The sequence below is a fragment of the Anaeromyxobacter sp. PSR-1 genome, assembly GCF_000964525.1.
Taxonomy (GTDB): Bacteria; Myxococcota; Myxococcia; order Myxococcales; family Anaeromyxobacteraceae; genus Anaeromyxobacter.
Genome location: NZ_BAZG01000029.1, coordinates 14,012 through 37,063 on the forward strand (window position 1 = coordinate 14,012; position 23,052 = coordinate 37,063).

At 74.6% G+C, this 23,052-nt stretch carries 22 protein-coding genes and 1 tRNA gene; 13 read left to right on the forward strand and 10 right to left on the reverse strand.

Annotation, left to right across the window (positions count from 1 at the left end; all coding sequences use genetic code 11):
- Nucleotides 1-13 precede the first annotated feature (13 nt).
- From murA to PSR1_RS07185, 3 genes are all read left to right on the forward strand, one after another.
- The gene (gene murA, locus PSR1_RS07175; RefSeq protein WP_059436933.1) at nucleotides 14-1,282 is read left to right on the forward strand and encodes a UDP-N-acetylglucosamine 1-carboxyvinyltransferase; all 1,269 of its coding nucleotides are present in this window, start codon (nucleotides 14-16) and stop codon (nucleotides 1,280-1,282) included.
- Complete coding sequence (gene hisG / locus PSR1_RS07180) at nucleotides 1,282-1,947, forward strand: ATP phosphoribosyltransferase (protein WP_059436934.1); 666 nt, start codon at nucleotides 1,282-1,284, stop codon at nucleotides 1,945-1,947. Before murA ends, hisG begins: the two co-directional genes overlap by 1 nt.
- Nucleotides 1,948-2,059: 112 nt before the next feature.
- Nucleotides 2,060-2,443 (forward strand): zf-TFIIB domain-containing protein, encoded by a 384-nt coding sequence (locus PSR1_RS07185; protein WP_059436935.1) that lies wholly within the window; start codon nucleotides 2,060-2,062, stop codon nucleotides 2,441-2,443.
- A gap of 27 nt (nucleotides 2,444-2,470) precedes the next feature.
- On the opposite strand, the gene PSR1_RS07190 is transcribed toward PSR1_RS07185, so the two are convergent.
- From PSR1_RS07190 to PSR1_RS07205, 4 genes are all read right to left on the reverse strand, one after another.
- Complete coding sequence (locus PSR1_RS07190) at nucleotides 2,471-3,166, reverse strand: sulfite oxidase-like oxidoreductase (RefSeq protein ID WP_059436936.1); 696 nt, start codon at nucleotides 3,164-3,166, stop codon at nucleotides 2,471-2,473.
- Between the two features lie 238 nt (nucleotides 3,167-3,404).
- Nucleotides 3,405-5,180 carry an acyl-CoA dehydrogenase family protein gene (locus PSR1_RS07195; RefSeq protein ID WP_059436937.1) on the reverse strand — a complete coding sequence of 592 codons (1,776 nt, stop codon included), beginning with the start codon at nucleotides 5,178-5,180 and terminating at the stop codon, nucleotides 3,405-3,407.
- Between the two features lie 43 nt (nucleotides 5,181-5,223).
- Nucleotides 5,224-6,396, reverse strand: coding sequence for an acetyl-CoA C-acyltransferase (locus tag PSR1_RS07200; protein WP_059436938.1), 1,173 nt, complete (start codon nucleotides 6,394-6,396; stop codon nucleotides 5,224-5,226).
- A gap of 46 nt (nucleotides 6,397-6,442) precedes the next feature.
- A complete protein-coding gene (locus PSR1_RS07205) occupies nucleotides 6,443-8,830 on the reverse strand; it encodes a 3-hydroxyacyl-CoA dehydrogenase/enoyl-CoA hydratase family protein (protein ID WP_059436939.1) in 2,388 nt (795 codons plus the stop codon).
- Nucleotides 8,831-9,134: 304 nt separating this feature from the next.
- Here PSR1_RS07205 and prpR point away from each other — a divergent pair, with 304 nt between their 5' ends.
- The 6 genes from prpR (at nucleotide 9,135) to PSR1_RS07235 (ending at nucleotide 14,002) form a co-directional block, all read left to right on the forward strand.
- A complete protein-coding gene (gene prpR, locus PSR1_RS07210) occupies nucleotides 9,135-11,093 on the forward strand; it encodes a propionate catabolism operon regulatory protein PrpR (RefSeq protein WP_059436940.1) in 1,959 nt (652 codons plus the stop codon).
- 79 nt (nucleotides 11,094-11,172) lie between these two features.
- Nucleotides 11,173-11,248 (forward strand) — tRNA-Gly (locus tag PSR1_RS07215).
- A 120-nt stretch (nucleotides 11,249-11,368) separates the two neighbouring features.
- A complete protein-coding gene (locus tag PSR1_RS07220) occupies nucleotides 11,369-11,833 on the forward strand; it encodes a hypothetical protein (protein ID WP_237757858.1) in 465 nt (154 codons plus the stop codon).
- A 163-nt stretch (nucleotides 11,834-11,996) separates the two neighbouring features.
- Nucleotides 11,997-12,881, forward strand: a complete 885-nt coding sequence (locus PSR1_RS07225; RefSeq protein WP_059436941.1) for a sigma-70 family RNA polymerase sigma factor — start codon at nucleotides 11,997-11,999, stop codon at nucleotides 12,879-12,881.
- A gap of 78 nt (nucleotides 12,882-12,959) precedes the next feature.
- Nucleotides 12,960-13,508: a DoxX family protein gene (locus tag PSR1_RS07230; RefSeq protein ID WP_082100168.1), complete on the forward strand. Its 549-nt coding sequence runs from the start codon at nucleotides 12,960-12,962 to the stop codon at nucleotides 13,506-13,508.
- A 137-nt stretch (nucleotides 13,509-13,645) separates the two neighbouring features.
- Entirely contained in the window at nucleotides 13,646-14,002 is a 357-nt protein-coding gene (locus PSR1_RS07235) for a hypothetical protein (protein ID WP_152643324.1), read from the forward strand.
- A gap of 573 nt (nucleotides 14,003-14,575) precedes the next feature.
- Here PSR1_RS07235 and PSR1_RS07240 read toward each other — a convergent pair.
- The 3 genes from PSR1_RS07240 to bla are packed head-to-tail and all read right to left on the reverse strand — an operon-like array spanning nucleotide 14,576 to nucleotide 16,518.
- A complete protein-coding gene (locus PSR1_RS07240; protein WP_059436944.1) occupies nucleotides 14,576-15,184 on the reverse strand; it encodes a DUF4304 domain-containing protein in 609 nt (202 codons plus the stop codon).
- Nucleotides 15,185-15,200: 16 nt separating this feature from the next.
- Complete coding sequence (locus tag PSR1_RS07245; protein WP_059436945.1) at nucleotides 15,201-15,692, reverse strand: hypothetical protein; 492 nt, start codon at nucleotides 15,690-15,692, stop codon at nucleotides 15,201-15,203.
- 43 nt (nucleotides 15,693-15,735) lie between these two features.
- The gene (bla, locus tag PSR1_RS07250; protein WP_059436946.1) at nucleotides 15,736-16,518 is read right to left on the reverse strand and encodes a subclass B1 metallo-beta-lactamase; all 783 of its coding nucleotides are present in this window, start codon (nucleotides 16,516-16,518) and stop codon (nucleotides 15,736-15,738) included.
- A 122-nt stretch (nucleotides 16,519-16,640) separates the two neighbouring features.
- On the opposite strand from bla, the gene PSR1_RS07255 reads away from it, so the two are divergent.
- The 3 genes from PSR1_RS07255 (at nucleotide 16,641) to PSR1_RS07265 (ending at nucleotide 19,578) form a co-directional block, all read left to right on the forward strand.
- On the forward strand, nucleotides 16,641-17,555 hold the full coding sequence (locus tag PSR1_RS07255; protein WP_152643325.1) for a hypothetical protein: 915 nt from the start codon (nucleotides 16,641-16,643) through the stop codon (nucleotides 17,553-17,555).
- 36 nt (nucleotides 17,556-17,591) lie between these two features.
- The gene (locus tag PSR1_RS07260; protein WP_059436948.1) at nucleotides 17,592-18,515 is read left to right on the forward strand and encodes a LysR substrate-binding domain-containing protein; all 924 of its coding nucleotides are present in this window, start codon (nucleotides 17,592-17,594) and stop codon (nucleotides 18,513-18,515) included.
- Nucleotides 18,516-18,591: 76 nt separating this feature from the next.
- Nucleotides 18,592-19,578, forward strand: coding sequence for a YeiH family protein (locus tag PSR1_RS07265; protein ID WP_059436949.1), 987 nt, complete (start codon nucleotides 18,592-18,594; stop codon nucleotides 19,576-19,578).
- Nucleotides 19,579-19,594: 16 nt separating this feature from the next.
- On the opposite strand, the gene PSR1_RS07270 is transcribed toward PSR1_RS07265, so the two are convergent.
- Nucleotides 19,595-20,020 (reverse strand): ribosome-binding factor A, encoded by a 426-nt coding sequence (locus tag PSR1_RS07270; protein ID WP_059436950.1) that lies wholly within the window; start codon nucleotides 20,018-20,020, stop codon nucleotides 19,595-19,597.
- A 314-nt stretch (nucleotides 20,021-20,334) separates the two neighbouring features.
- Here PSR1_RS07270 and PSR1_RS07275 point away from each other — a divergent pair, with 314 nt between their 5' ends.
- Nucleotides 20,335-20,976: an alpha/beta fold hydrolase gene (locus PSR1_RS07275; protein ID WP_059436951.1), complete on the forward strand. Its 642-nt coding sequence runs from the start codon at nucleotides 20,335-20,337 to the stop codon at nucleotides 20,974-20,976.
- Here PSR1_RS07275 and PSR1_RS07280 read toward each other — a convergent pair.
- Both PSR1_RS07280 and PSR1_RS07285 read right to left on the reverse strand, forming a co-directional pair.
- Complete coding sequence (locus PSR1_RS07280) at nucleotides 20,973-21,551, reverse strand: DJ-1/PfpI family protein (protein ID WP_059436952.1); 579 nt, start codon at nucleotides 21,549-21,551, stop codon at nucleotides 20,973-20,975. The two genes, PSR1_RS07275 and PSR1_RS07280, sit on opposite strands and share 4 nt — an antisense overlap.
- A gap of 125 nt (nucleotides 21,552-21,676) precedes the next feature.
- Nucleotides 21,677-22,891: a hypothetical protein gene (locus tag PSR1_RS07285; protein WP_237757859.1), complete on the reverse strand. Its 1,215-nt coding sequence runs from the start codon at nucleotides 22,889-22,891 to the stop codon at nucleotides 21,677-21,679.
- Nucleotides 22,892-23,052: the final 161 nt, after the last annotated feature.

Consider the following 23,052-nt stretch of genomic DNA (forward strand, 5'->3'; position numbering starts at 1 on the left):
GAAGGAGCCATCGTTGGACAAGATCGTCATCGAGGGAGGCGTCCCGCTCCGCGGGAGCGTGGACGTCTCCGGCGCGAAGAACGCCGCGCTGCCCGTCCTCGCCGCCGCCCTGCTCGCCGAGGGCGAGCACGAGGTGCGCAACGTCCCGGACCTCGCGGACGTGCGCACGCTCGGCAAGCTGCTCGGACACATGGGCGCCGAGGTGGCGCGCGCCGAGGCGGACCGGCGGACGGTCCGGCTGCGCGTGCCGGCCGCGGTGACGCCCGAGGCGCCCTACGAGCTCGTGAAGACCATGCGCGCCTCGGTGCTGGTGCTCGGGCCGCTGCTCGCGCGCTGGGGCAAGGCCCGCGTCTCGCTGCCCGGCGGCTGCGCCATCGGCGCCCGCCCCATCGACCAGCACCTGAAGGCGCTCACCGCGCTCGGCGCCGAGATCCGCCTCGAGCACGGGTACGTGAACGCCACCGTGCCGCGCGGCCGGCTCCGGGGGACGGTGTTCACCTTCGACGCCCAGACCGTCACCGGCACCGAGAACGTCATGATGGCGGCGGCGCTCGCCGAGGGCGAGACGGTGCTGCGCAACTGCGCGCGCGAGCCGGAGGTGAAGGACCTCGGCGACGCGCTGGTGGCGATGGGCGCGCTGGTGGAGGGCGCCGGCACCGACGAGATCTGGATCGAGGGCGTCCCGTCGCTGCGGCCGCTGTCGCACGCGGTCATCCCGGACCGCATCGAGGCGGGCACGTTCCTGGTGGCGGGCGCGCTGCCCGGGAACGACGTGACCGTCCGCGGCTGCGTGGCGGCGCACCAGGAGGCGCTCGTCGAGAAGCTCCGCGCGGTCGGCGCCGAGGTGACGAAGGTCGAGGGCGGCCTGCGGGTGGTCGGCGACGGTCGCCCGCGGCCGGTGGACGTGCGGACCGCGCCGCACCCCGGGTTCCCCACCGACATGCAGGCGCAGCTGATGGTGCTGCTCTGCCTCGCCGACGGGACCTCGCGCATCACCGAGACGGTGTTCGAGAACCGCTTCATGCACGTCCAGGAGCTGATCCGCCTCGGCGCGCACGTCGAGGTGGACGGGCGCGTCGCCATGGTGAAGGGCGTGCCGGAGCTGTCCGGCGCGCCGGTGATGGCGTCCGACCTGCGGGCGTCGGCGGCGCTGGTGCTGGCCGGCCTCGCGGCGAGCGGGACGACCGAGGTGCTGCGCGTGTACCATCTCGACCGCGGCTACGAGCGGATCGAGGAGAAGCTGGCGCCCCTCGGGGCGCGCATCCGGAGGGTGAGAGGCTGATGCCGGGCACGAGCGAGCTCATCACGGTGGCGGTGCCGAAGGGGCGCCTCCTGCAGGAGTCCTCGGCGCTGTTCGAGCGGGCGCTCGGCGTCTCGCCGCGCAAGCTGCTGGAGGGCACGCGCAAGCTGGCGGCCGACGCCCCCGAGGCCGGCCTGCGCTTCATCTCGATCCGGGCCGGCGACGTGGCGAGCTACGTGGAGCACGGCGCCGCCGAGGTCGGCATCGTCGGCCTCGACGTGCTGCGCGAGGAGCCGCGCGATCTCTATGAGCCGCTCGACCTGGGGATCGGCCGCTGCACCGTGATCGTGGCGCGCCCGAAGGGCGCCCGGCCGCTGCCGCGCGGGGTCGCGCCGCGGGTGGCCACGAAGTACCTGTCGCTCGCCGCCCGGCACTTCGCCGCGAAGGGGGTGCCGGCGGAGATCATCCCGCTGCACGGGTCCATCGAGGTGGCGCCCTCGCTCGGGCTCGCCGACTCGATCGTGGACATCACCGAGACCGGGGAGACGCTGCGCGCCAACGGCCTCGTCATCGAGGAGAAGGTCCTCGAGGTGTCGGCCCGCCTGGTGGTGAACCGGGTGGCCCTGAAGCTCCACCCGGAACGGCTGCGTCTCCTGATCGAGGCATTGCGCGCCGCCGTCGCCGCCGCGGGCGCCGAAGCCCGTTGAAACGTGGCACGGCTTCTGCCTAGTATGACCAGGACTCGGCAAGAGCCGGCCCTCGCTTGAAACCCCGATCCCAACCCGTCGTGTCACCGGTCCGAGGAGGACCCGCTACGTCATGGATTGCCCGCGGTGCAGCGTCGAACTGAACGAGATCGCGCATGAAGACAGCGCAGTCCAGCGCTGCGCCGAGTGCGGGGGCATCTGGGTGGGCGACGCCGCCGATCTCAACAAGGTGCTGCTGCACGCCAACCTGCCGGCGCTGTCGGCGCTCGGCGGCTACGTGAACGCGGACGAGATCTCGGGGATGTGCCCGGCCTGCAACGTGGACCTGGTCGTCGTCGAGGGGGGCGAGAAGCGCTCGCTCGCCTACGACACCTGCGAGTCCTGCGGCGGCATCTGGGTGGACGGGACCGAGGACGAGCCGCCGGCCGAGCTCGACTGGAAGGGCGCCACCTCGCAGGTCGTGGCCTTCTTCAAGGCGTTCGCGAAGAAGAAGTAGCCGGCGCCCGCGCGCGCGGGCCCCCGCTCACCAGGTCCGGTCGTCGCGCCACGGGTACGCGGTGTTGGAGTAGCCGCGGATCTCCCAGTAGCCGCGGCGGTCCTGCGTCATGAGCTCGAGGCGCGTGAGCCACTTCGCGCCCTTCCAGGCGTAGAGCTGCGGGACCACCATCCGCACCGGGCCGCCGTGATCGCGCGCGACCGGCTCGCCCTCGACGGCGTGCACGAGCAGCACGTCCGGCTTCAGCGCCTCCTCCAGCGGCAGGTTGGTGGAGTAGCCGTCGGCGGAGTGCGCCATGAGGTGCGTGGCCTCGGCGGTGGGCCGCGCCAGCGCCAGCACGGTCTCGAGCCGCACGCCGCGGAACGCCACGTCGAGGATCGACCAGCCGGTCACGCAGTGGAAGTCGGCCTCCTCGTCCACCTGCGGGAGCGCCAGCAGGTCGGCGTAGGAGAGCTCGAGCGGCGCCTCCACCGCGCCGTCCACCACCAGCCGCCAGCGCTCGGGGGCGACGTCCGGCGTCCCGGTGCCGAGGTCCATCACCGGCCACTCGTGCTTCTCGAACACGTTCTGGCCGGGCGGCTCCTTCGGCATGCCGTGCCGGTTCGCCGGCCCCTCGCCCTGCGGGCTCGCGTCCGCGAGCGAGGGGGTGGCCTTCATCCTCTCGCCGAAGCGCGCGCGCAGGAGCGCCACGCCCTCCGCGATCCGCCGCTGCTGGTCGTCCACCGGGTGCCCTTCCCCGGGCCCGCCGCGGGCCCGGCGCGACGAGCCTAGCCCGGCTCGCGCGCCGGCGCAGCCCCGATGCATCGGAGCGCGGCCGCGATCGCGCGCCGCCCGGCGCGCCCGCGGGGACCTCGCGCGCGCCCGCGAAGGCGGGCGCGCGAGGTCACGGGCCCCGCGCAGCAGGAGTGGGGCCCCGATGGCTCCGCCAGCGGGGCGAGGGCGCAGCCCTCGTCGGATCGGATCAGAACGGATACTTCTCCGTCTCGAGGACCGCGTCCGCCAGGCGCCGCTTCGCCTGGAGCAGGCCGGCGGCGTCGTACTTCGAGAAGCGGCGGATGCCGCCGAGCAGGATGGTGAGCGTGTCGCCCTCGCCCACGTAGAACGCGGCGCGGCGGGCGGCGGTGGCGGCCTTCTCGGCGGCGGCGAAGGTGTGGACCTTCACGGCGGCGGCGGCGAGCGCGCGGCGCGCCTCGGGCTGCGTGGCCGCGGTCTTCTCGGCGCGGAGCACCACGCTCTCCGCCGCGAACGCCTGGATGGCGACGTCGGCGAGCGCGAGCAGCACCTCCTGCTCGTCCTTGAGCGCCTCGCCGTACTTCTGCACCGCGGCGCCGGCCACCACCAGGAACGCGCGCTTCAGGTTGGCGACGGTGGCCTTCTCGGCCGCGAACGGCACCGCGGGGTCCACCTCGTCGAGCGACGGGTTCATGAGGGCGTCCATCGCCTTCATGACCTCGCGCTGCAGCGGCAGCTCGCCCTTCAGCGCGCGGCGCAGGATGGTGCCCGGGACGAGCAGGCGGTTGATCTCGTTGGTGCCCTCGAAGATCCGGTTGATGCGCTCGTCGCGGTAGTACTTCTCCGCCGGGTACTCCTGGATGAAGCCGTAGCCGCCGTGGATCTGCACCACCTCGTCCACCACGTCGGCGAGCACCTCGCTGCAGAACACCTTCGCGATCGCGCACTCGATCGCGTACTCCTCGATGCCCTGCTGGTAGGCCTCGTAGTAGCCGGGCTGCTCCGCCGGGATGGTGGCGAGCCGGTCGTCGATGAGGCCGGCCAGCCGGTAGATGAGCGACTCCGAGGCGTAGACGCCGGCGGCCTGGTCGGCGAGCTTCTCGCGGATCGCGCCGAAGCGGGCGATGGGCGTGCCGAACTGCTTGCGGGCGTTGGCGTAGGCGGCGCCCGTGGCGAGCGCGAGCTTCGCCGCCCCGGTGACCGCGGCGCCCAGCTTGAAACGGCCCACGTTCAGCACGTTGAAGGCGATCTTGTGGCCCTTGCCGATCTCGCCGAGCACGTTCTCGACCGGCACCCTGGCGCTCTCGAAGATCACCGAGGTGGTGGAGGAGCCCTTGATGCCGAGCTTCTTCTCCTCGGGACCGACCGTCACGCCGGGGAAGGTGCGCTCCACCAGGAAGGCGGTGAAGTGCTTGCGGTCCACCTTCGCGAACACGGTGAACAGGTTCGCGAACGAGCCGTTGGTGATGAACTGCTTGGTGCCGTCGAGGAGGTAGTACTTCCCGTCGGGCGAGAGCGTGGCGGTGGCCTTGCCGCCCATGGCGTCGCTGCCCGCCTCCGGCTCGGTGAGGCAGTACGCGGCGGACCACTCGCCGGTCACCAGCTTCGTGAGGTACCGGTCCTTCTGCGCGTCCGTCCCGTAGTAGACGAGCGGCAGCGTGCCGATGCCGGTGTGCGCCGCGTAGGAGACCGAGAAGGAGCCGCCCATGCCCATGCGCTCGGCCGCGAGCATGCTGGTGGCCTTGTCGAGCGCCAGGCCGCCGTAGGCCTCGGGCGCGTCGATCATGAGCAGGCCCGCGTCGCCCGCCTTGCGCATGAGCGCCGCGGCCACGCCGGGCTCGTGCTGCTCGAGCGCGTGCTCGGCCGGGAGCGCCTCGGTCTCGGCGAACTGCTCCGCGGTCTCGGCGATCTGGCGCTGCTCCTCGGTGAAGTCCTCCGGGGTGAAGACGTCGTCCTTCGTCGCCTCGGAGATCAGGTACTCCGCGCCCTTGAACAGCCTGGCCATGGTCGCTCCTCCTCGTCGCCTTCCGTGAGCCGCCCGCGCGCCGTCAGGCGCGCTCGAACACCGCCGCCGCGCCCATCCCGCCGCCCACGCACATCGACACGATCCCGTGCCGCGCGCCGGTCCGCCGCATCCCGTGCAGCAGCGTGGCGGTGAGCTTCGCGCCGGTGCAGCCGAGCGGGTGCCCGAGCGCGATGGCGCCGCCGGTGGGGTTCACCTTCGCCGGGTCGAGCCCGAGCGCCCGCACGCAGGCGAGCGACTGGGACGCGAACGCCTCGTTCAGCTCGATCTGCCCGACGTCCTCGAGCCTCAGGCCGGCGCGCTTCAGCGCCGCCGGGATCGCCTCGACCGGGCCGATGCCCATGATCTCCGGCGGCACCCCGCGCACCGCGTACGAGACGAAGCGCGCCAGCGGGGCGAGGCCGGTGCGGGAGAGGAACGCCTCGGAGACCACCAGCGCGGCCGCGGCGCCGTCGGTGGTCTGGGAGGCGTTGCCGGCGGTGACCGTGCCGTCGAGCTTGAACGCCGGCTTCAGCTTCGCGAGCGCCTCGAGGCTGGTGCCCGGGCGCACGCCGTCGTCGGCCGTGACCTGCTCGGTGCGCCGCACCGCCTTCCCCTTCTCGACGGTGACCTGCTCCACCTCCACCGGCACGAGCTCGTCCGCGAACAGGCCCTCCGCCTGCGCCCTCGCGGCGCGGGCGTGGCTCTGCACCGCGAACGCGTCCTGGTCCTCGCGGCTGACGTGGTCGCGCGCCGCCACCAGCTCGGCGGTGATGCCCATGGCCGCGAACGACTCCGGCCAGGAGGCGACCAGCGACGGGTTGGCGCTGAAGTGCGAGCCGCCCATGGGCACGAGGCTCATGCTCTCGGCCCCGCCCGCCACGAGGCAGTCCGCCTGGCCGGCCATGATCCGCTCGGCGGCGGTGGCGATGGTCTGCAGGCCGGAGGCGCAGAAGCGGTTCACCGTCTGGCCCGGCACGCCCACCGGCAGCCCGGCCCGGAGGGCCGCGACGCGCCCGAGGTTCATGCCCTGCTCGCCCTCGGGGAACGCGCACCCGAGGATGACGTCCTCCACCTGCCCCGGGTCGACGCCGGTCCGCGCCAGCAGCGCGCGGATGGCGACGGCGGCCAGGTCGTCCGGGCGGACGTCCTTCAGCTTCCCCTTCTTCGCCTTGCACCCGGGGGTCCGCACCGCTGCGAGGACGTAGGCTGCGCTCATTCCAGGTCTCCTCTCGCGCTCGCGCGCTCGACGCCGTGCCCGACCGCTAGTTCCGGAGCGGCTTGCCCTTCTTCAGCATGTGCTGGATGCGCTCGAGCGTCTTCCGCTCGCCGCACAGCTTCAGGAACGCCTCGCGCTCGAGATCGAGCAGGTCCTGCTCGGTGACGAGCGTGCCCGCCGGCACGTCGCCGCCGGTCATGACGCCGGCGATGGTGCGGCCGAGCTTCTCCTCGTACTCGGTGATGAAGCCGCCCATGCGCATGTTCCAGAGCTGGGAGGCGATGCTCGCGGCCGCGCCGCGGCCGGGGGCGCGCAGGCCGGTGGCGGGCGTGCCCGGGCGGAAGTTCGCGGCCAGCGCCAGCGCCTTCTGCTTCGCGTCGTGCACCAGCCGATCCGGCGAGAGCGTCACCGCGTCGCCCTCGCGGAGCATCCCCATGGCGGCGAGCTCGTCGGCGGAGGCGCTCACCTTGGCGAGCGCGACGGTGTTGAAGTGCTTGAACACGAACGGCGAGGCGTCGATCTCGTACTTCTCCGCCAGGCGGATGGCCCGGAGCGCCATCTCCTTGGTGCCGCCGCCGGCGGGGAGCAGCCCCACGCCGATCTCGACGAGCCCCATGTACGTCTCGGCGAGCGGGTTCAGCGCGGTGGCGTGCAGGCACACCTCGCAGCCGCCGCCCAGCGCCAGCCCGTGCGGCGCAGCCACCACCGGCACCCGCGCGTACTTGAGCGCCATCATCGCCTTCTGGAAGGCGCGGATGGTGAGCGCGATCTCGTCGAAGGCGCCCTCGGCGATGGCCACCGCGATGAGCATCAGGTTCGCGCCGGCCGAGAACGCCGGCTGGCCGCGGTTCGCGACGACGAGCCCCTGGCCGTCGCGCTCGGCGCGGGCCACGGCCTTGTGGACCATGGCGAGCACGTCCGGGCCGATGGCGTTCATCTTGGTGTGGAACTCGAGGCAGAAGACGCCGTCGCCGAGGTCGAGCACCGAGGCGCCCGCGTTCCGCTCCACCACCGCGCCGGACTTCTCCAGGATCGCGAGGTCGATCTGGTCGGCCGGGCGCGGCACGTCGCGGTACCCGCCGCCGGCGGCGAGGTCGAGGTAGCGGCGCCGCCCGCCCTCCTCGACGTAGAACCGCTCGATCCCGCGGAGCCGGTCCGGCACCGCCACGCCGTCCTTCTCCGCGCGGGCCACGAACGCGGGGACGCCCACCGCGTCGAGCATCTCGAACGGGCCGAGGTCCCAGCCGAAGCCCCAGCGCATGGCCGCGTCCACGTTCACCACGTCGTCGGCGATCTCCGGGATCCGCTCGAACGCGTAGAGAAGCGTGTCGCGCAGGTTGCGCCAGGCGTGCTCCGCGACCTTGTCCTTCCCGGCGAGCGCGGTCCGCAGGCGCTGGGCCGGGTCGTCGATGCCCTTCGTCGCCTCCACCGAGGCGCTGCGCGGCTTCGCGGCCGGCACGTACTCGCCCTTGCGGTGGTCGTAGATCGAGAGGCCGCCGCCCTCGCCCTTGTCCTTCCTGAAGAAGCCGCCCTTCGATTTGTTGCCGAGGATCCCCTTCGCGACCATCTGCTCGAGGAACGCGGGGAGCTTGAACTCCTCGCGGCGCGAGTCGCCCGGGAGCAGCTCGTAGGAGTTCTTCGCCACGTGGAGGAGCGTGTCGAGCCCCACCAGGTCGGCGGTGCGGAACGTCGCGCTCTTCGGCCGCGCGGTGGGGGGGCCGGCGATGGCGTCCACCTCCTCGACGGTCAGGTCGAGCTCCACCATGTGCCGGATGGCGTTGCACATCGCGAACACGCCGATGCGGTTCGCCACGAAGTTCGGCGTGTCCTTGCCGGTGACGATGCCCTTGCCGAGGCGCACGCGGATGAGCTCGGCCATGCCCGCGGCGATGGCCGGGTCGGTGTGCCGGCTCGAGACGATCTCGACGAGCCGCATGTAGCGCGGCGGGTTGAAGAAGTGGGTGACGAGGAAGCGCGGGCGGAGCGCCTCGGGCAGCGTGTCGGCGATGGCGTTCACCGAGAGGCCGCTCGTGTTCGTGGTGAGGACCGCCGTGGGCTTGAGGTGCGGGGCGATGCGCCCGAGGAGCTGGCGCTTCACCTCGAGGTTCTCGAGCACCACCTCGACCACCCAGTCGCAGGTCGCGAGCCGCGGGAGGTCGTCCTCGAGGTTGCCGACGTCGATGCGCGAGGCGTAGGCGGGCAGGTAGAGCGGCGCCGGCTTCAGCTTCTCGAGGCCGGCGCGCGCCGCGGTCGCGAGGCGGTTGCGGACCACCGGGCTGTCGAGCCCGAGGCCGGCCGCCTTCTCCTCGGCGTTCGGCTCCTTCGGGACGATGTCGAGGAGCAGCACCCCGAACCCCGCGTTGGCCAGGTGCGCGGCGATGGTGCTGCCCATCACGCCCGACCCCAGCACCGCCACCCGCTCGATCCGGTCCATCGTGGCCTCCGTGGTGCGTTCGCGTCCGCTGCGCGGCCCCTGCCGGCCGCCGCGCCGACGCGCACAAGTTGCACGTGCCGCACCACGTCATCGGCCGCGGCCGGCCGAGCGGCCAAGGCGGCGGGTTGACATGCGAATCAACGCGTGGTCCCCGCGCGGGTCCCACGCCCCGATATGTTCCGATCCGTTCCGTAGCTGGCGCACCTCGTTCCGGTTTCGGTACACTTCCCGGCACACCATGCCCGCCGCTCCCGAACCCAGAGTCGTTTCCTCCTGACCCAGAGTCGTTTCGCGAGGTGCCGTCATGACCGCCGCCGACCGCCGGCCCATCGTCTGGGCCTTCAGCACGAGCCGACTCCGGCACGTGTTCGAGAGCGTGGCGCCGCTCATGGCCGACGTCGCCGAGGTCCGGGTCTTCGACAAGGGCTTCGAGGAGGCGCTCCAGATCGCGCGCGAGCTCCGGCAGGCCGGCGAGGAGGTGGACGCGTTCGTCGCCGCCGGCACCAACGGCGCGTACCTGCGCGACCACGCGGACGTGCCGGTGGTGGTGGTGACCGCCTCGACGGTGGACGCGCTCCAGGCGCTGGTGCAGGCGCGCAAGCTCTCGAAGCGCATCGGCGTGGTGAACTTCCGGCGCACGGTGGCGGGCCTCGAGGGCGTGCACCTCATCGACGACACCGTCATCGAGCAGCGGCCCTACGTGACGCCGGAGGAGGGGCAGGCCGCGGTGGACGACCTCTCCGCGCGCGGCTTCAAGGTGATCGTCGGGCCCGGGCCGATCTGCTCGGTGGCGGAGCGCGCCGGGCTGCGGGCGGTGCTGCTCTACGGGCAGGACTCGCTGGAGGAGGCGATCCGCCAGGCCGCCGAGGTGGCGCGCATCGCGCGCGCGGAGGTGGCGCGCCGCACGCACCTCCAGGCGATGTTCCAGCACCTCGAGGTCGGGATGGTGGCGGTGGACACCGAGGAGCGCATCCAGGCCATCAACCCGGCGCTGCAGCGGCTGCTCGGCGTGACCGCGGCCGAGGTGCAGGGGCGGAGGCTCTCCGCGGTCGCGCCGGAGCTCGCGCTCGGCCCGGTGCTGGAGGGCGGCCCGCCGGAGGTCGAGACGGTGCAGCGCATCGGCGTGTCGGCCGCGGTGGTGAGCCGGTTCCCGCTGCACGAGCACGGCGTCCAGCTCGGCGCGGTGCTCACCTGCCAGCCCGCCCCCATGATCCAGCGCCTCGAGCGCGGGCTCCGCTCGACGCACCGCCCGCCCCGCTTCGTGGCGCGCTACGCGCTCTCCGGGCTGGTGGGCGACTCGCCGGCCATGGTGCGCCTCCGCGAGCTGGCCGGGCGGTACGCGCGCACCGACGCCACCGTGCTCATCACCGGCGAGAGCGGCACCGGCAAGGAGATGGTGGCGCAGGGCATCCACGGCGCGAGCCGCCGCCGCGACCGGCCGTTCGTGGCGGTGAACTGCGCAGCCTTCCCGGAGACGCTGCTCGAGGCCGAGCTGTTCGGCTACGAGGAGGGCGCGTTCACCGGCTCGCGGCGCGGCGGCCGCCCCGGCCTGTTCGAGGCGGCGCACACCGGCACGCTGTTCCTCGACGAGATCGGCGACGTGCCGGTCACCTTGCAGACGCGGCTGCTGCGCGTGCTGCAGGAGCGGCAGGTGCTCCGGCTCGGCAGCAACGATCCCACGCCGGTGGACGTGCGCGTCATCGCCGCCACGCACCGCGACCTGCGCCAGGCCATCGCGCGCGGCGAGTTCCGCGAGGACCTCTACTACCGGCTCGACATCCTCCCGCTGCACCTGCCCCCGCTCCGCGAGCGCGGCGAGGCGGACGTGGAGCTCATCGCCTCCGACCTGCTGAAGCGCGCCCTGCTCCGCCACGACGCCGCCGACGCGCACCGGCGCGCGCTCTCGATGGTGCTGCCCCGCCTGCGCGGGCACGCCTGGCCCGGGAACGTGCGCGAGCTCGAGAACGTGCTCGAGCGCGTGGCGGTGCTGTTCGCCGACCGCGACCCGCGCGCGAGGGTGACCGAGGAGGAGCTCGCCGCGGTGATGCCGGAGGTCTCGGAGTCCGCGCGCGCCGCCGTGCCCGTGGATCCCCCCGCGCCGCTCGCCGCGCCCATCGACCTCCGCGCCGCCCGTGCCGCCCAGGAGCGGGCGCTCATCGAGCGGACCGTCGCGGAGTGCGGCGGCAACCAGGCCGAGGCCGCCCGGCGGCTCGGGATCGGGCGGACCACGCTCTACCGGAAGCTCGGGAGGGCCCGGACGTAGGCGCCGGCCGCCCCCTCCCGAGCGCGCCGCCGATCTCCTTGACTCCCGCCCGGCTTCACGGCAAAAACGGGGTCGCGACGCGGGAATAGCTCAGTTGGTAGAGCATCAGCTTCCCAAGCTGAGGGTCGCCGGTTCGAATCCGGTTTCCCGCTCCAACCTTCGATGGACCGAACGCCCGGCGACCCCGGGCGTTTCGTCTTTCTGGCGACACCAGGGTACGGTGTGCACTGCGGGTCGAAGCCGAGCCCGCCGCAAGCGAACCCGATGCGCGACCGATGATGAACCTCCTCCCCTTCGCCCGCGCCGAGCTTCGATCGACCTCGACGCCCGAGGAGGTGACGGCGCGGGTCGCGGAGATCGTGACGCAGGGGCACTGGGCGCCACAGCGCCCGCTCCGCGGGAGGATCCAGAGGCGACGGCTCGAGCTCGTGCGAAACATCGCCCGCACGCACGCCGTGGTCCTCGGTGAGATCGAGGGCGCAGGGGCTGGCTCCGTCGTCCACCTCCGCTTCCGCCTTCGCTGGTGGCTCGCCGCGATCCTGGGCACCTGGTTCGCGTTCTTCTCGTATGCGGCCGCGGCGAACCTGCGCTGGCTCGCATCCGGTGTCGCGGGGATCGTCCTCGCGCTCGCGGCCGGGGCCGTGACCGTCGGCTTCGCCGCCGCCCTGCTCACGACGCCGTTCCGGCGCGACGTCCGGGCGATCCTCGAGGCGCTGCGGGACGCCGTCGAGCGCGGCTGAGCCACGCCTCGGGGAATCAGCCCCGCCTGCCGCGCCCAGACGCGAAGGGCATCCCGCCCCCGTCGTCGCGAGCACGATCCGCCTGGCCTCGTTGCGCCTGCCCCGCCCGGACCCGCGCGCCCGCTGCGCGTCACGCTTCGGGCGGCTACGTCGTCTCCCCGGGATGACCGACACGGGGGAGACCTTCGAGGCGCAGCGCCCCGCCCTGCTCGCGCTCGCCTACCGGATGCTCGGCGAGCTGGCGCGCGCCGAGGACGTGGTGCAGGAGGCATGGATCCGGTGGCAGCGGCGCCCGGGCGAGGTCGACTCCCCGAAGGCGTTCCTGCTCACCACGGTCGCGCGGCTGTGCCTCGACGAACTCGGCTCGGCCCGCGCGCGGCGCGAGGAGAGCCGCAGCGATCGCTTGCCGGAGCCGGTGGAGCTCGATCGCGCCGGCCTCGGGCGCGTGGAGCTGCTCGACCGGATCTCGATGGCGTTCCTGGTCCTCCTGCAGCGCCTCACGGCCGCCGAGCGCGCCGTGCTGCTGCTGCACGACGTGTTCGACATGACGCACGCCGAGATCGCGGCGCGGCTCGAGAAGAGCGAGCCGGCGTGCCGCCAGCTCCTGCGGCGGGCGAGAGAGAACGTCGCCACGGAGCGCCGCACGCTCCGGACGTCGCGGGACGAGCACCAGCGGCTCCTCGCGGCCTTCATGGAGGCGAGCGCGCGCGGCGATCAGGGCGCGCTGCTCGACCTGCTCGCGGAGGACGCCGTCCTCGTCGCCGACGCGGGTCCCGGCGTGGTGCGCTACGGGCGCATCCGGAACGTCGGACGGCCCGTGGTCGGCGGGCTCAAGGTCGCGGCGCTGCTCGCGTCCGTCGCGCGGCAGCGGGTCGGGCCGCCGCTCGAGCTGCGCGAGCGCACGCTCAACGGCGAGCCGGCCGCGGTGGCGTTCGAGGGCGGGCGCCCGGTATCCGCGATCCTGCTCGGGGTCGCCGAGGGGAAGGTCCGGCACGTGTACCTCCAGGCAGACCCGGAGCGGCTCCGGCATGTCGGCTCGCTCGACTGAGCGGCGCCGCGTCACGCTCCGCGGGGCTGCGTCGTCTCCGCGGCAAACCCAGCATGGAGGTTTGCCCAGATGACGGTGATGCCCTCGACTGCCGAAGCAGCCTCGCGCTCCGCGCCCCGCGGCGCGCGGCGCGCGGCGCTCGCGTACTGGATCAGCACCGGCCTGGTCTGTGCGGTGATGGTGTTCAGCGTCCTGTCGTTCACGTTCTACGACCACTTCCCCTTCCCGAATGGCAAGGAGGGCGCGTTCGTCCACCTCGGGCTGCCCCCGTACTTCAAGGTGGAGCTCACGATCGCGAAGGCGCTCGGCGTGCTCGCGCTGCTCGTCCCCGGCGTGCCGCGCAAGATCCGGGAGTTCGCGTACTTCGGGTTCGGCCTCACGCTCCTCTCCGCCGCGATCGCGCACTTCTCGGTCGGCGACGCCCGGCTGCTGAGCCCGCTGTACGTGATCGATCCGCTCCTGTTCCTCGGGTGCCTCACCGTGTCCTATGCCGGCTTCCTCCGCGGCGCGCCCGAGGCGTTTCGCGGCCCGCCCGCGCAGCCGGGCGTCGGTTCGAACGGCGCCGCGACCGTCCGCTCCGTCCGCGTGGCACGCCCGGCTCCGCCCAGCGAGGCCGCGCCGAGGTGACGCGCTCCGGGTGAAGGGGCGTGCCGATCCGCGGCTCAGCCAGCGCCCGCACGCTTCACGAAGCGTTACATCGGCAGGCGGGCGTCCTTCGCTGTAGTCTCGGCGCCATGCCTCACCTCTTGCCCGTCCCGTATCTCGTGGCGCTCGGGATCCTCGTCGTCGGAGTCGCGCTCGGTGGCGCGCTCACGCAGCCGCGCTGGCCCCGGGCGGCAGGATTCCTGGCCGCGATCCTCGTGGCGTCGTTCGTGGCCCTCGCCGCCACCGCGACGGCGCTCGGCTGGCAGAAGGCAGGCTGGCTCGGTGAACGGCTGGTCCCGGACCTCGCCGCGGTGGGACTTCCCCTCGTCCCGGTGCTGGCGACGCTGGCGGTGTTCCGTCGCGCAAGAGCGCCCGTCCGGATCGCCCTCGCCCTCGCGCTCGGCGCGGCCGGGCTCTCGTATGCCGGGATGGCGGCCGTGGCCACTGCCTGCTTCGTGATCGGTGATTGCCTTTGACGTGCACGGGATCGCCTTCCCGGCGATCCCGTTCGCCTCTTCCCGAACGGCGAGCAGGGCGCGTGCGTCCACCCCGGACTGCCGCCGGAGCGAGGAGCCGAGCGCGCCGGATGACTCCGAATCGGGGGCCGTGGTCTATCTCGTTCGCGCGTCGTCCTGCGAGCAGCGAGAGCGCCGCGGCGATCCGGTGCCAGCTGCATCGCTCGGCGTGGGTCCGTGCCGTGTCGAGCTCGGTCATGGCGCGCTGGCGAGCGCGGTCGGCGCGACGCCGCGCTAATGCGAGCCGAACTCCTGCAACCACGACCACGCGAGCGCGATCGTGAGACCGGCGTAGCTCACGGCGTTCATCACCCAGCTCACGTATCGCGGGTCAGGGCCCGCGGCGGCGCCGCGCGCCTCCCACCTGCGGCGAAGCGCCGGCGCCGCCATCCGCCGCCGCGATCCCGGGGAACGCGAGGAGGCTCAGAACGGCGGGCGCGTCCCGCGCACCTCGTCCGTTCGAGCTCGCGGCCGGCACGTTCGCGCATCGCCGCTCTCGCGGAGGGAGATGGGCGAGCGCGGCTGAACCGCGCCTCAGGGAATCAGGCCAGCCTGCCGCGCCCAGAGGCGCAGCTCGCCGTGATCGGAGCCCGTCTCGCTCGCCGCGGCCACGATGCGCCTGGCCTCGTCGCGCCGCCCTGCGAGCAGGGCGAGCGCCGCGGCGACCAACCGTTCGCCGCGCCCCTCGGCGCGCGTCCGCGCCGCCTCCGGGTCGGCCATCACCCGCAGCCACGGCAACCCGTGCGCGCGCACCGCCTCGGTGAGCTCCGCCGAGACCTCGTTCCAAGACGCTCCGACCTCGAGGTCCCACCAGTGGTCGCCGCCCTGCGCCGGCATGAGGGCACCGATTCGCTCGCGGACCTGGCAGTGCACCTCGGTTGGACCGGCCGCGGCCGGCACGGCCCAGCTCCCGAGCTGCAGGATGTCGATCAACGCCGGATAGAACACCCCGAGGTTGATGGTGAACCGCAGCGCGTCCCGCGTGCTGGTCGTGCTCGATTGCACGTTCACGACGAGCACGCACCCGGGGACGGTGCTGCGGAAGGTGTGGCCTGCCTTGCGGAAGCCCTCCGCCTTCAGCATCGGCGCGAGCCCGGACCGGACCACCTCGTCGAGCAGCTGCTGCGCGGGCGTCTTCGTCATTGGCGTACCCCGTGGCTCAAACCAACCCGCTCGCGGCTGCCAGCAGCTCCCGGGTCAGGCCGTCCGGGCTGCGCATGCCGATGGGACCGCAGGGAGTCTCCGCCAGCTCCAGCGCCACCGCCGTGAGAGATCCAGGCGGCCACCGGTAGGGCATGAGCCGCAGGAACTCGTTCATCGACCCGAGCACTTGACGGCTGGCGGTCTTGCCGATCCGTGGCTCCGCCATGGACCGCACCTCGCGGTCGATCACGGCCGAGGGAACCTTCAGCTGCGCGAGGACCTCGGCCAGGGCCGGCGGGAAGCGCGCGGCCAGCGTCCGAGCTTCCCGCGCCGGGACCACCACCGGAAGCAGGGTGCGCTCGCTCACCAGCAGGACCACCTGCATCCCCGGCGCGTGGACCAGGGTTCCGTACCAGTCGCCGAGGCGCGTGGTCGGCGGCTCGCGGACCCGCTCGGTGGCGGGGCCGACGCGCTTCAGCAGCTTGCCGGTGCAGCGGAGGGTGTACACGCGCGCATCTTGTCACGGAGCGTCGGCGCGACGGCAGCCCTCCTCACCTGGCCCGCTCGCCCTCGCGGCCGTGCCCGGCCGCGTACGCCCGCGCCAGCTCCGCCGTGTGCTGCAGCAGCTCGGGACCGCACGCCGCGCCGTGGCCCGGGACGACGGTGTGCGCCTGCGGATAGCGACGCGCGGCGGCATCGGCGCCCTTCGCCCACTGCTCCGGATCGATCTCCTCGAGGTTCCCGAGCGTCGTCGCCTCCGCTGCCTTCACGAAGCACCCGCCCACGAGCAGCGCGTCCGCCGGGACCCAGACGACGAGGTTGTCGGCGGTGTGCCCGTGCCCGGGGTACCAGGTCTCGAGCTTCACGCCTGCGAGGACGAGCCGTTCCTCGGGCCGAAGCTCGCGCTCCGGCACCACCAGGCCGTGGCTCCGCGCGAGCGCACGCGTCTGCCCGAGTGCGTACGTCTCGATGCGGTTCGGCCGGGCCAGCCCGATCCCGCCCATCCGGTCGGCGTGCCAGTGGGTGACGACGAGGTGGCGCACCGGCCGGTGCAGCGTCTCCGCGGCCCACGCGAGCACGAGCGCGTTCTGCGCCTCGGTGGCCGGCGTGTCGATCAGGACGGACTCGGCGGCGCCCGCCACCAGGACCGCGTTGGACTCGACGTCCCCGAACCCGTCGATCGGGCTCACCGACCGAACGATCCACGCGTCCCTCGCGACGGGCCGCACCCACACGCGCTGGCCGAGTTCGATCTCCGCTTCCCCTCCCCCGTGGGCTTCGGCCAGGCCCGCGATCGGGAGGACCGCCAGCGTCAGGGTGAGCAGCGTTCGCATGGGCGGCGAAGCTAGCGGCATCCGGCGCGGCCAGGAAGCGCTGAGTCGGGTCGTCCGCGGGGCAGGAGCGGATGCAGGCGCCCCACGTGGACGCGCCCGCCGTGAAGTGGTTCACTGAGGGCATGCCCTCGCCCGTCCTCCTGGCGCTCGCGCTCGCCTCGTCGGCCGCAGCCCCGAGCCCGCCCTTGGCCGAGGGCCCCTCGTCGCGCCCGCCCGAGCTCGCCGGCTGCGCCGTCGCCGAGCGCGACGTGGCGGCGCTGACCCTGGACTGCCCCGGCGTCCGCTTCTTCGTGCGGGTCCGCGGCGCCGGCGGCGCGGACGCGTTCGCGCGCGGAATCGTCGCCGGGTTCAAGGCGACGGCGCCGCAGCCGGTCGACGAGGCCACGACCAAGGTGCCGCTGGCGGAGCGGTCGCTGCTGGCCACCCGGGTTCGCACCGGCGACGGCCGGGTCCTGCTCGTCGGCGTCGACGCCCAGCCGGCGGCGACGCTGATCCTCGGCTGCCAGGCGTTGCCCGGGTCGGAGGGGCGCTGCACCGCGCTGCTCGCGACCTTGGCGACGATGCGCCTCGACGACCCGCGCCTCGGCGAGCTCCCGGCGGCCGCTCAGGCGACGTTCGCCGGCCGCGCGCTCCCCACACCGGAGGGCTGCCGCCTGTCGGTCCACGCCGGCGGGGCAACGATCCAGTGCGGCGGGGAAGCGGCGCTGTCCTGGCTCGCCGTCCCCGACGGCCGCGAGGGCGTCCTCGACGCGCTCATCGACGGGCTCAGCGCCACGCTCGGGTTCCAGGGTCCCGAGCGCCGGACCCAGCCGTGCGCGGTCGAGGGGCTCGCCGCCACCTGTCGCGTCCTGCGAAACCCGGCGGGCGGGCCGCCCAACCTCGTCGGCGTCGAGCAGGTGGTCCGTGGCACGCGCATGGTGGTCGCCTGCATCGACGGGCGCGCGGGTCCGGAGCTCCCCGAGCTCTGCCGATCGGTGCTCTCGCTGTCCGCTCCGGCGCCATCGGCTGCCGACACGGCCGCCCCCGCCGCACCCTGAGCCCGCGTCCGGGGCCGGATCCGCTACCCTGCCCCCATGCCCCGCCTCGATCCGCGCCGCCTGCAGTCGTTCCGCGAGGTCGCGCTCGCCGGCCGCATTTCGGTGGCCGCGCGCACGCTCCACCTGTCGCCGTCCGCGCTCTCGGAGCAGGTCCGCGAGCTGGAGCGCGAGTGCGGGCGGCCGCTCCTCCTGCGCACGGCCCAGGGGGTCCACCTCACCGCGGACGGGCAGCGGCTCCTCGAGCACGCGCAGCGCGTGGACGAGGCGCTGCGCGCGGCGGAGGCGTCGATGGACCGGGAGGCGGAGGAGGGCGGCACGCTGGTGCTGGGCGCGAGCCAGACGACCGCGGCCTGGGTGGTCCCGCACCTCGTCGCGGAGCTGCGCCGCGCGCGCCCGGGCGTGGCGGTGCGCGTGGAGGTCGGCAACACCGACGCGGTCCTCGGCTGGCTCGCCAAGGGCACCGTCCCGCTCGGCCTGGTGGAGGGGCTCTCCCGCGCGCCGCACGTCCGGCTGGAGCCGTTCGCGCCGGACGAGCTCGTCGCGGCGGCGTCGAGCGCGGCGCCGGCCGAGATCCTGCGGCTGCGCCGCGTCGCCGACCTGGACCGCGTGCCCATCGTGTGGCGGGAGGTCGGCTCGGGCACGCGCGCGGTGGTGGAGAAGGCGCTCCGGCGCGCGGGCGTCCGCCGGACGCGGCGCCACGCCGACCTCGAGCTCGGGACGAACGACGCGGTGAAGGCGGCGGTCCAGCTCGGCCTGGGCCTGGGCTTCCTGTCCCGCTGGGCGATCCGCACCGAGCTCGCCACGGGGGCGCTGCGCGCGATCCCGCTCGACGGCCTCCGCATCGAGCGCGCGTTCTCGTGGGCGCTGCCGGCCGGCGGCGTGTCCGGGATCGCCGGCCGCTTCCTGCGCGAGGCGCAGCGGCTCGCGGCCGGGACGGCGCGGCCGGCCTGGTTCCCGTGAGGCCGGCGGCGCCGCCGATGCCCCTTCGGAAATGCCGGCGGGCCTCGGCGCCGCCGAGCGGCTAGGTTCCCGCCGCATGGAACGGCCCACCCCCGAACCCCGCACCTCGCCGCCCCGGTCGATCGCGTCCTTCCTCGTGCCGGCCCTGGGCCTGGCCTGCGTCGCCGTCCCGCACGTCTCCCCGGCGCTCGCGCTCACCGCCGGCGTCGCGCTCGCGCTCTCCACCGGGAACCCGTACGCCCCCGCCACGCGCGCGCTGGCCCGCCGGCTCCTGCCGCTCTCGGTGGTGGCGCTCGGCGGCGCCATGGACCTCCGCGTGGTCGCGCACGTCGGCGCGCGCGGCGTGGGCTACACGTTCGTCAGCATCGCCGCGTGCCTGGCCCTGGGCGCGCTCCTCGCCCGCGCCGCGCGGGTGGAGGCGCGCACCGCGGCGCTCATCTCGGTCGGCACCGCCATCTGCGGAGGGAGCGCCATCGCCGCGGTCGCGCCGGTGGTCGGGGCGGACGAGCACGAGACCTCGATCGCGCTCGGCGCGGTGTTCCTGCTCAACTCGGCCGCGCTGCTCGTGTTCCCGCTGGTGGGCCACGCCGCCGGCCTGGCCGAGCCTGCGTTCGGCCTGTGGGCGGCGCTCGGCATCCACGACACGAGCTCGGTGGTGGGCGCCACGCTCGCGTACGGCCCGCAGGCGCTCGCGGTGGGGACGACCGTGAAGCTGGCCCGCGCGCTCTGGATCGTGCCGGTGACGCTCGCCATCGCGATCGTGGCGCGGCGCGCGCGCGGCGGCGGGGCGGCGACCTCGGCGCGCCCGCCCTGGTTCATCCTCGGCTTCGTGGCGGTGGCCGCGCTCGCGACCTTCCTGCCCGTCCTGCGTCCCGCCGGGCTGCTCGCCGCCGAGGCCGGGCGCCGCGCCCTGGTGCTGACGCTCTTCCTGGTGGGCCTCGGGCTCTCCCGCCAGGCGCTGCGCTCGGTCGGGGCGGGCGCCCTCGCGATGGCGGTCGCGCTCTGGATCGCGGTCGGGACCGCCACGCTCGCCGCCGTGCGGGGCGGCCTCGTGCACCTCTGAGGCCGGCACCACGGGATCACGCCGCCCCGGCCCGCGCCGCGCGCGGCACCTCGCGGACGCGCTCGAGCGCGAACGTGAGCGAGGGCAGCGTGGGCAGCTCGATCACCTCGGCGAGCCGGGCGCGCAGGAGCGGCGCGGCGCGGGCAAGCGCCTCGGCCGCCTCGCGCTCCGCGCCGGGTCCGTCGCCGCGCAGCACCTCGAGCGCGTACCCGATGCGCGCCTCCGCGCCCTCGGACGAGAGGCGGAGCGCGACGAGGTCGACGCCCTGGAGCCCGGGATCGGTGGACTCCTCGCGCACCACCGAGCGGAACAGGGCGAGGAGGATGCGCTCCAGCCGCTGGGCGCGGAGCGCGGCAGCGTCCGCCGCAGACGCGGCGGGCTGCGGGTCGGACGAGGTGGCGCGCGCGGGCGCGCCGGGACGGTTCGGGCGTTCTGGGGTCATCACGACGGGTTCCTGGCGCGCGCTCCCGCGGGAGCGCGGTCGCGTGGACGTGCCTGGGCGCAGCGCTTCGGAGGAGAGCGCGCGCAGCGAGAGCCGGTCGTGGACGATCGATCGGGTCGGCTAGGCGCGCTCCGAGGGACATCCCGGGCGGGCGACGAGCTCCAGCTTCATGGGACACCTCCTCCGGCGCGAACACCGAGCGTGAGAAGGGCGGACGGATACCTCACGGCTGGGCGGGCGTCAAGCGCGCCTTGACGATGCGTCGCCTCGCCGCGAGGGCGCGGGCGCGAACGCGCGGCTACATTCGCGTGGCGATGATCACGCCCTCGCTCGTGTTCCTCCCCGGCGCCGGCGGCCGGGCCGCCTTCTGGGCCCCGGTCGCGGAGCGGCTCGCCGATCTCGGCCCGCCGCGCTGCCTCGACTACCCGGGCTTCGGCGGCTGCCCGCCGGACCCGGCGATCCGCTCCACCGGCGACCTCTTCGGCTGGGTGCTGGCGCAGCTGCCGCCGGGAAGGAGCCATGTGATCGCGCAGTCGATGGGCGGCGCGCTGGCGGTGCGGCTCGCCCTCGAGCACCCGGAGCGCGTCGAGCGGCTCGTCCTGGTCGCGACCTCGGGCGGCGTGGACCTGCGCGGCACCGGCGCCGCCGACTGGAGGCCGGACTACCTGGCGTCGCTGCCGGGCGTGCCGCGCTGGTTCGTGGACGACCGGAGCGATCACACGGCGCGGCTCTCCGAGCTCGCCGCGCCCACGCTGCTCCTGTGGAGCGACGCCGACCCGGTGAGCCCGCTCGCCGTCGGGCGCCTGCTCGAGGCGCGGATCCCGGGCGCCGCGCTGCGCATCTTCCCGGGCGGCACCCACGCGTTCGCGCAGGAGCGGCCGGACGAGGTGGCGGCCGCGATCCGCGCGCACCTCGCCGGCGCCCCGACGCCGCCCCTGAGCGACGCGGGCGGCTAGAGGGTGATCCGCGTCCCGAGGACCTGGAGGAACTTCGCGATCCAGTCCGGGTGCGCCGGCCAGGCGGGCGCGGTCACGAGGTTCCGGTCCACCGCCGCCTTGTCGATCGCGATCTCGGCGTACTCGCCGCCGGCCAGCCGCACCTCGGGCGCGCAGGCGGGGTACGCGGAGACGAGCCGGCCCTTCACCACCCCCGCGGCGGCGAGCAGCTGCGCCCCGTGGCAGATGGCGGCGATGGGCTTCGCCGCCTCGGCGAAGTGGCGGACCACCTCGATCACGCGCGCGTCGAGCCGGAGGTACTCGGGCGCGCGGCCGCCGGGGATGCAGAGCGCGTCGTACTCCTGCGGCCGCGCCTCGTCGAACGTGGCGTTCAGCGCGAAGTCGTGGCCGCGCTTCTCGCTGTACGTCTGGTCGCCCTCGAAGTCGTGGATGGCGGTGCGCACCTTCTCGCCCGCCTTCTTGCCCGGGCAGGCGGCGTGGACGGTGTGCCCCACCGCCTGCAGCGCCTGGAACGGCACCATCACCTCGTAGTCCTCGACGTAGTCCCCGACCAGCATCAGGATCTTCTTCGCCATGGCTCGCCTCCTCGTGCGTGGCCGCATAGCCGCGGGGGCGGCGCGGATCAACGCAGTGAGGGGGTGTGGCGAGGGTGCTACCGGGCGCGGCCCGGCGGGGCGCCGGGCCGGGTCCGCGGGCGCGGTCAGTCGCAGAGGTCCACGACGAACCAGCGCGCGCCGAGCGCGCCGGGCCGCAGGTGCGTGCAGACGACGTCGCCGACCTCGACCTCGCCGTACAGCTCCGCGCCCACGTCCACCTCCTGCGGCTCGGCGACCGGTCCCCAGGGCGGGAGCCGGAGGTCGTAGCTCGTGTGCTTGCCGCTCGAGACGTGCTTGTGCAGCACCGGGACCTCGTGGACCTCGGCCGGCGCCCGGTCGAGCAGCACGTCCGCGGCGTTGAGCGCCCCCCACGGATACGGGGCCGCGAGCGCGAGGATCAGGACGGGCACGAACCAGCGCCGCCGGAGCGCCGCGTCGCCCCGCACCAGCAGGGCGGTGAGCGCCACCGCGCCGACGGCGCTCCACCCGAGCACCCGCGAGATGTCCACCACCTGGTAGTCGAGCAGGGCGCGGAGCATGAGCACCATGCCCGGCCCGAAGACGGGCACCCCCACGCCCGGCCGGACCTCGTTGCGCTTCTCCTCCACCGCGTAGCGGCCTCGGCCGGCCAGCACGAGCGCGATCGTGGCGAGCGGGATCGCGGCCAGCGCGGCCATGGCGATCGGGTACGGCCGCGGGAAGAGCAGCCCCCAGCCGCACGCGACGACGGCGACGCCCTTCAGCGCCTTCGCGGCGCGGTGCGACCGCGCGAGCGCGGCCCGGCGGGCCTCCTCGTCGGCGCCGAGCCCGGTCGAGGCGAGCAGCGCCGCCTCGGCGCCGGCCCGGTCGGCCGCGTCGAGATCGGGGACGGACGCGAGCCACGCGTCGAGCGCGGCGTCGCGCTCGAACAGGAAGTTCACCGTGAGCGGCTTCGCCCCGGGCTCGCGCCGCTCCAGCACGAGCTTCTCCATCCCGTACTGCAGCGGGACGGTGCGGCGCCCCGCGATCTGGTCGGTGCGCAGCCGCCGCGGCGCCCGCCCCAGCGTGATCACCTCGACGCCGTCGGCGTGCAGGAGGAAGCGCTCGACGCGCGTCGCGGCGACGAGGTACGCGCCCAGCGCGCCGAACCCGAGCGCCACGACGAGCCCCGGCGCCGGGAGCGCGCCGCGGAGCGCCGCCACCGACGCCGCCGCGGCCGCCGCGAGGCCGATCGCGCCGAGCCCCTGGTTCAGGACGCGCCAGCGCCGGGCCAGCCGGTAGGTGCGCGGCCAGACGCCGTCGCGGCGGGCGGGGATGCCGAGGTATCGGTCGGATCGCATGCGCCGCATACAGAGCATGGGGCCGCGCGCGCCGTCCACGGAGCGTGCGGGCGGCGTTCGCCCACACCGGCGCACCGCGGCGGCGCCGCGGGACACGCCGGCCGCGGCCACGGGCCGCGGGCACGCCTCGCCCGGCCCGTGGAGCGCGGGCGCGCGCCCGC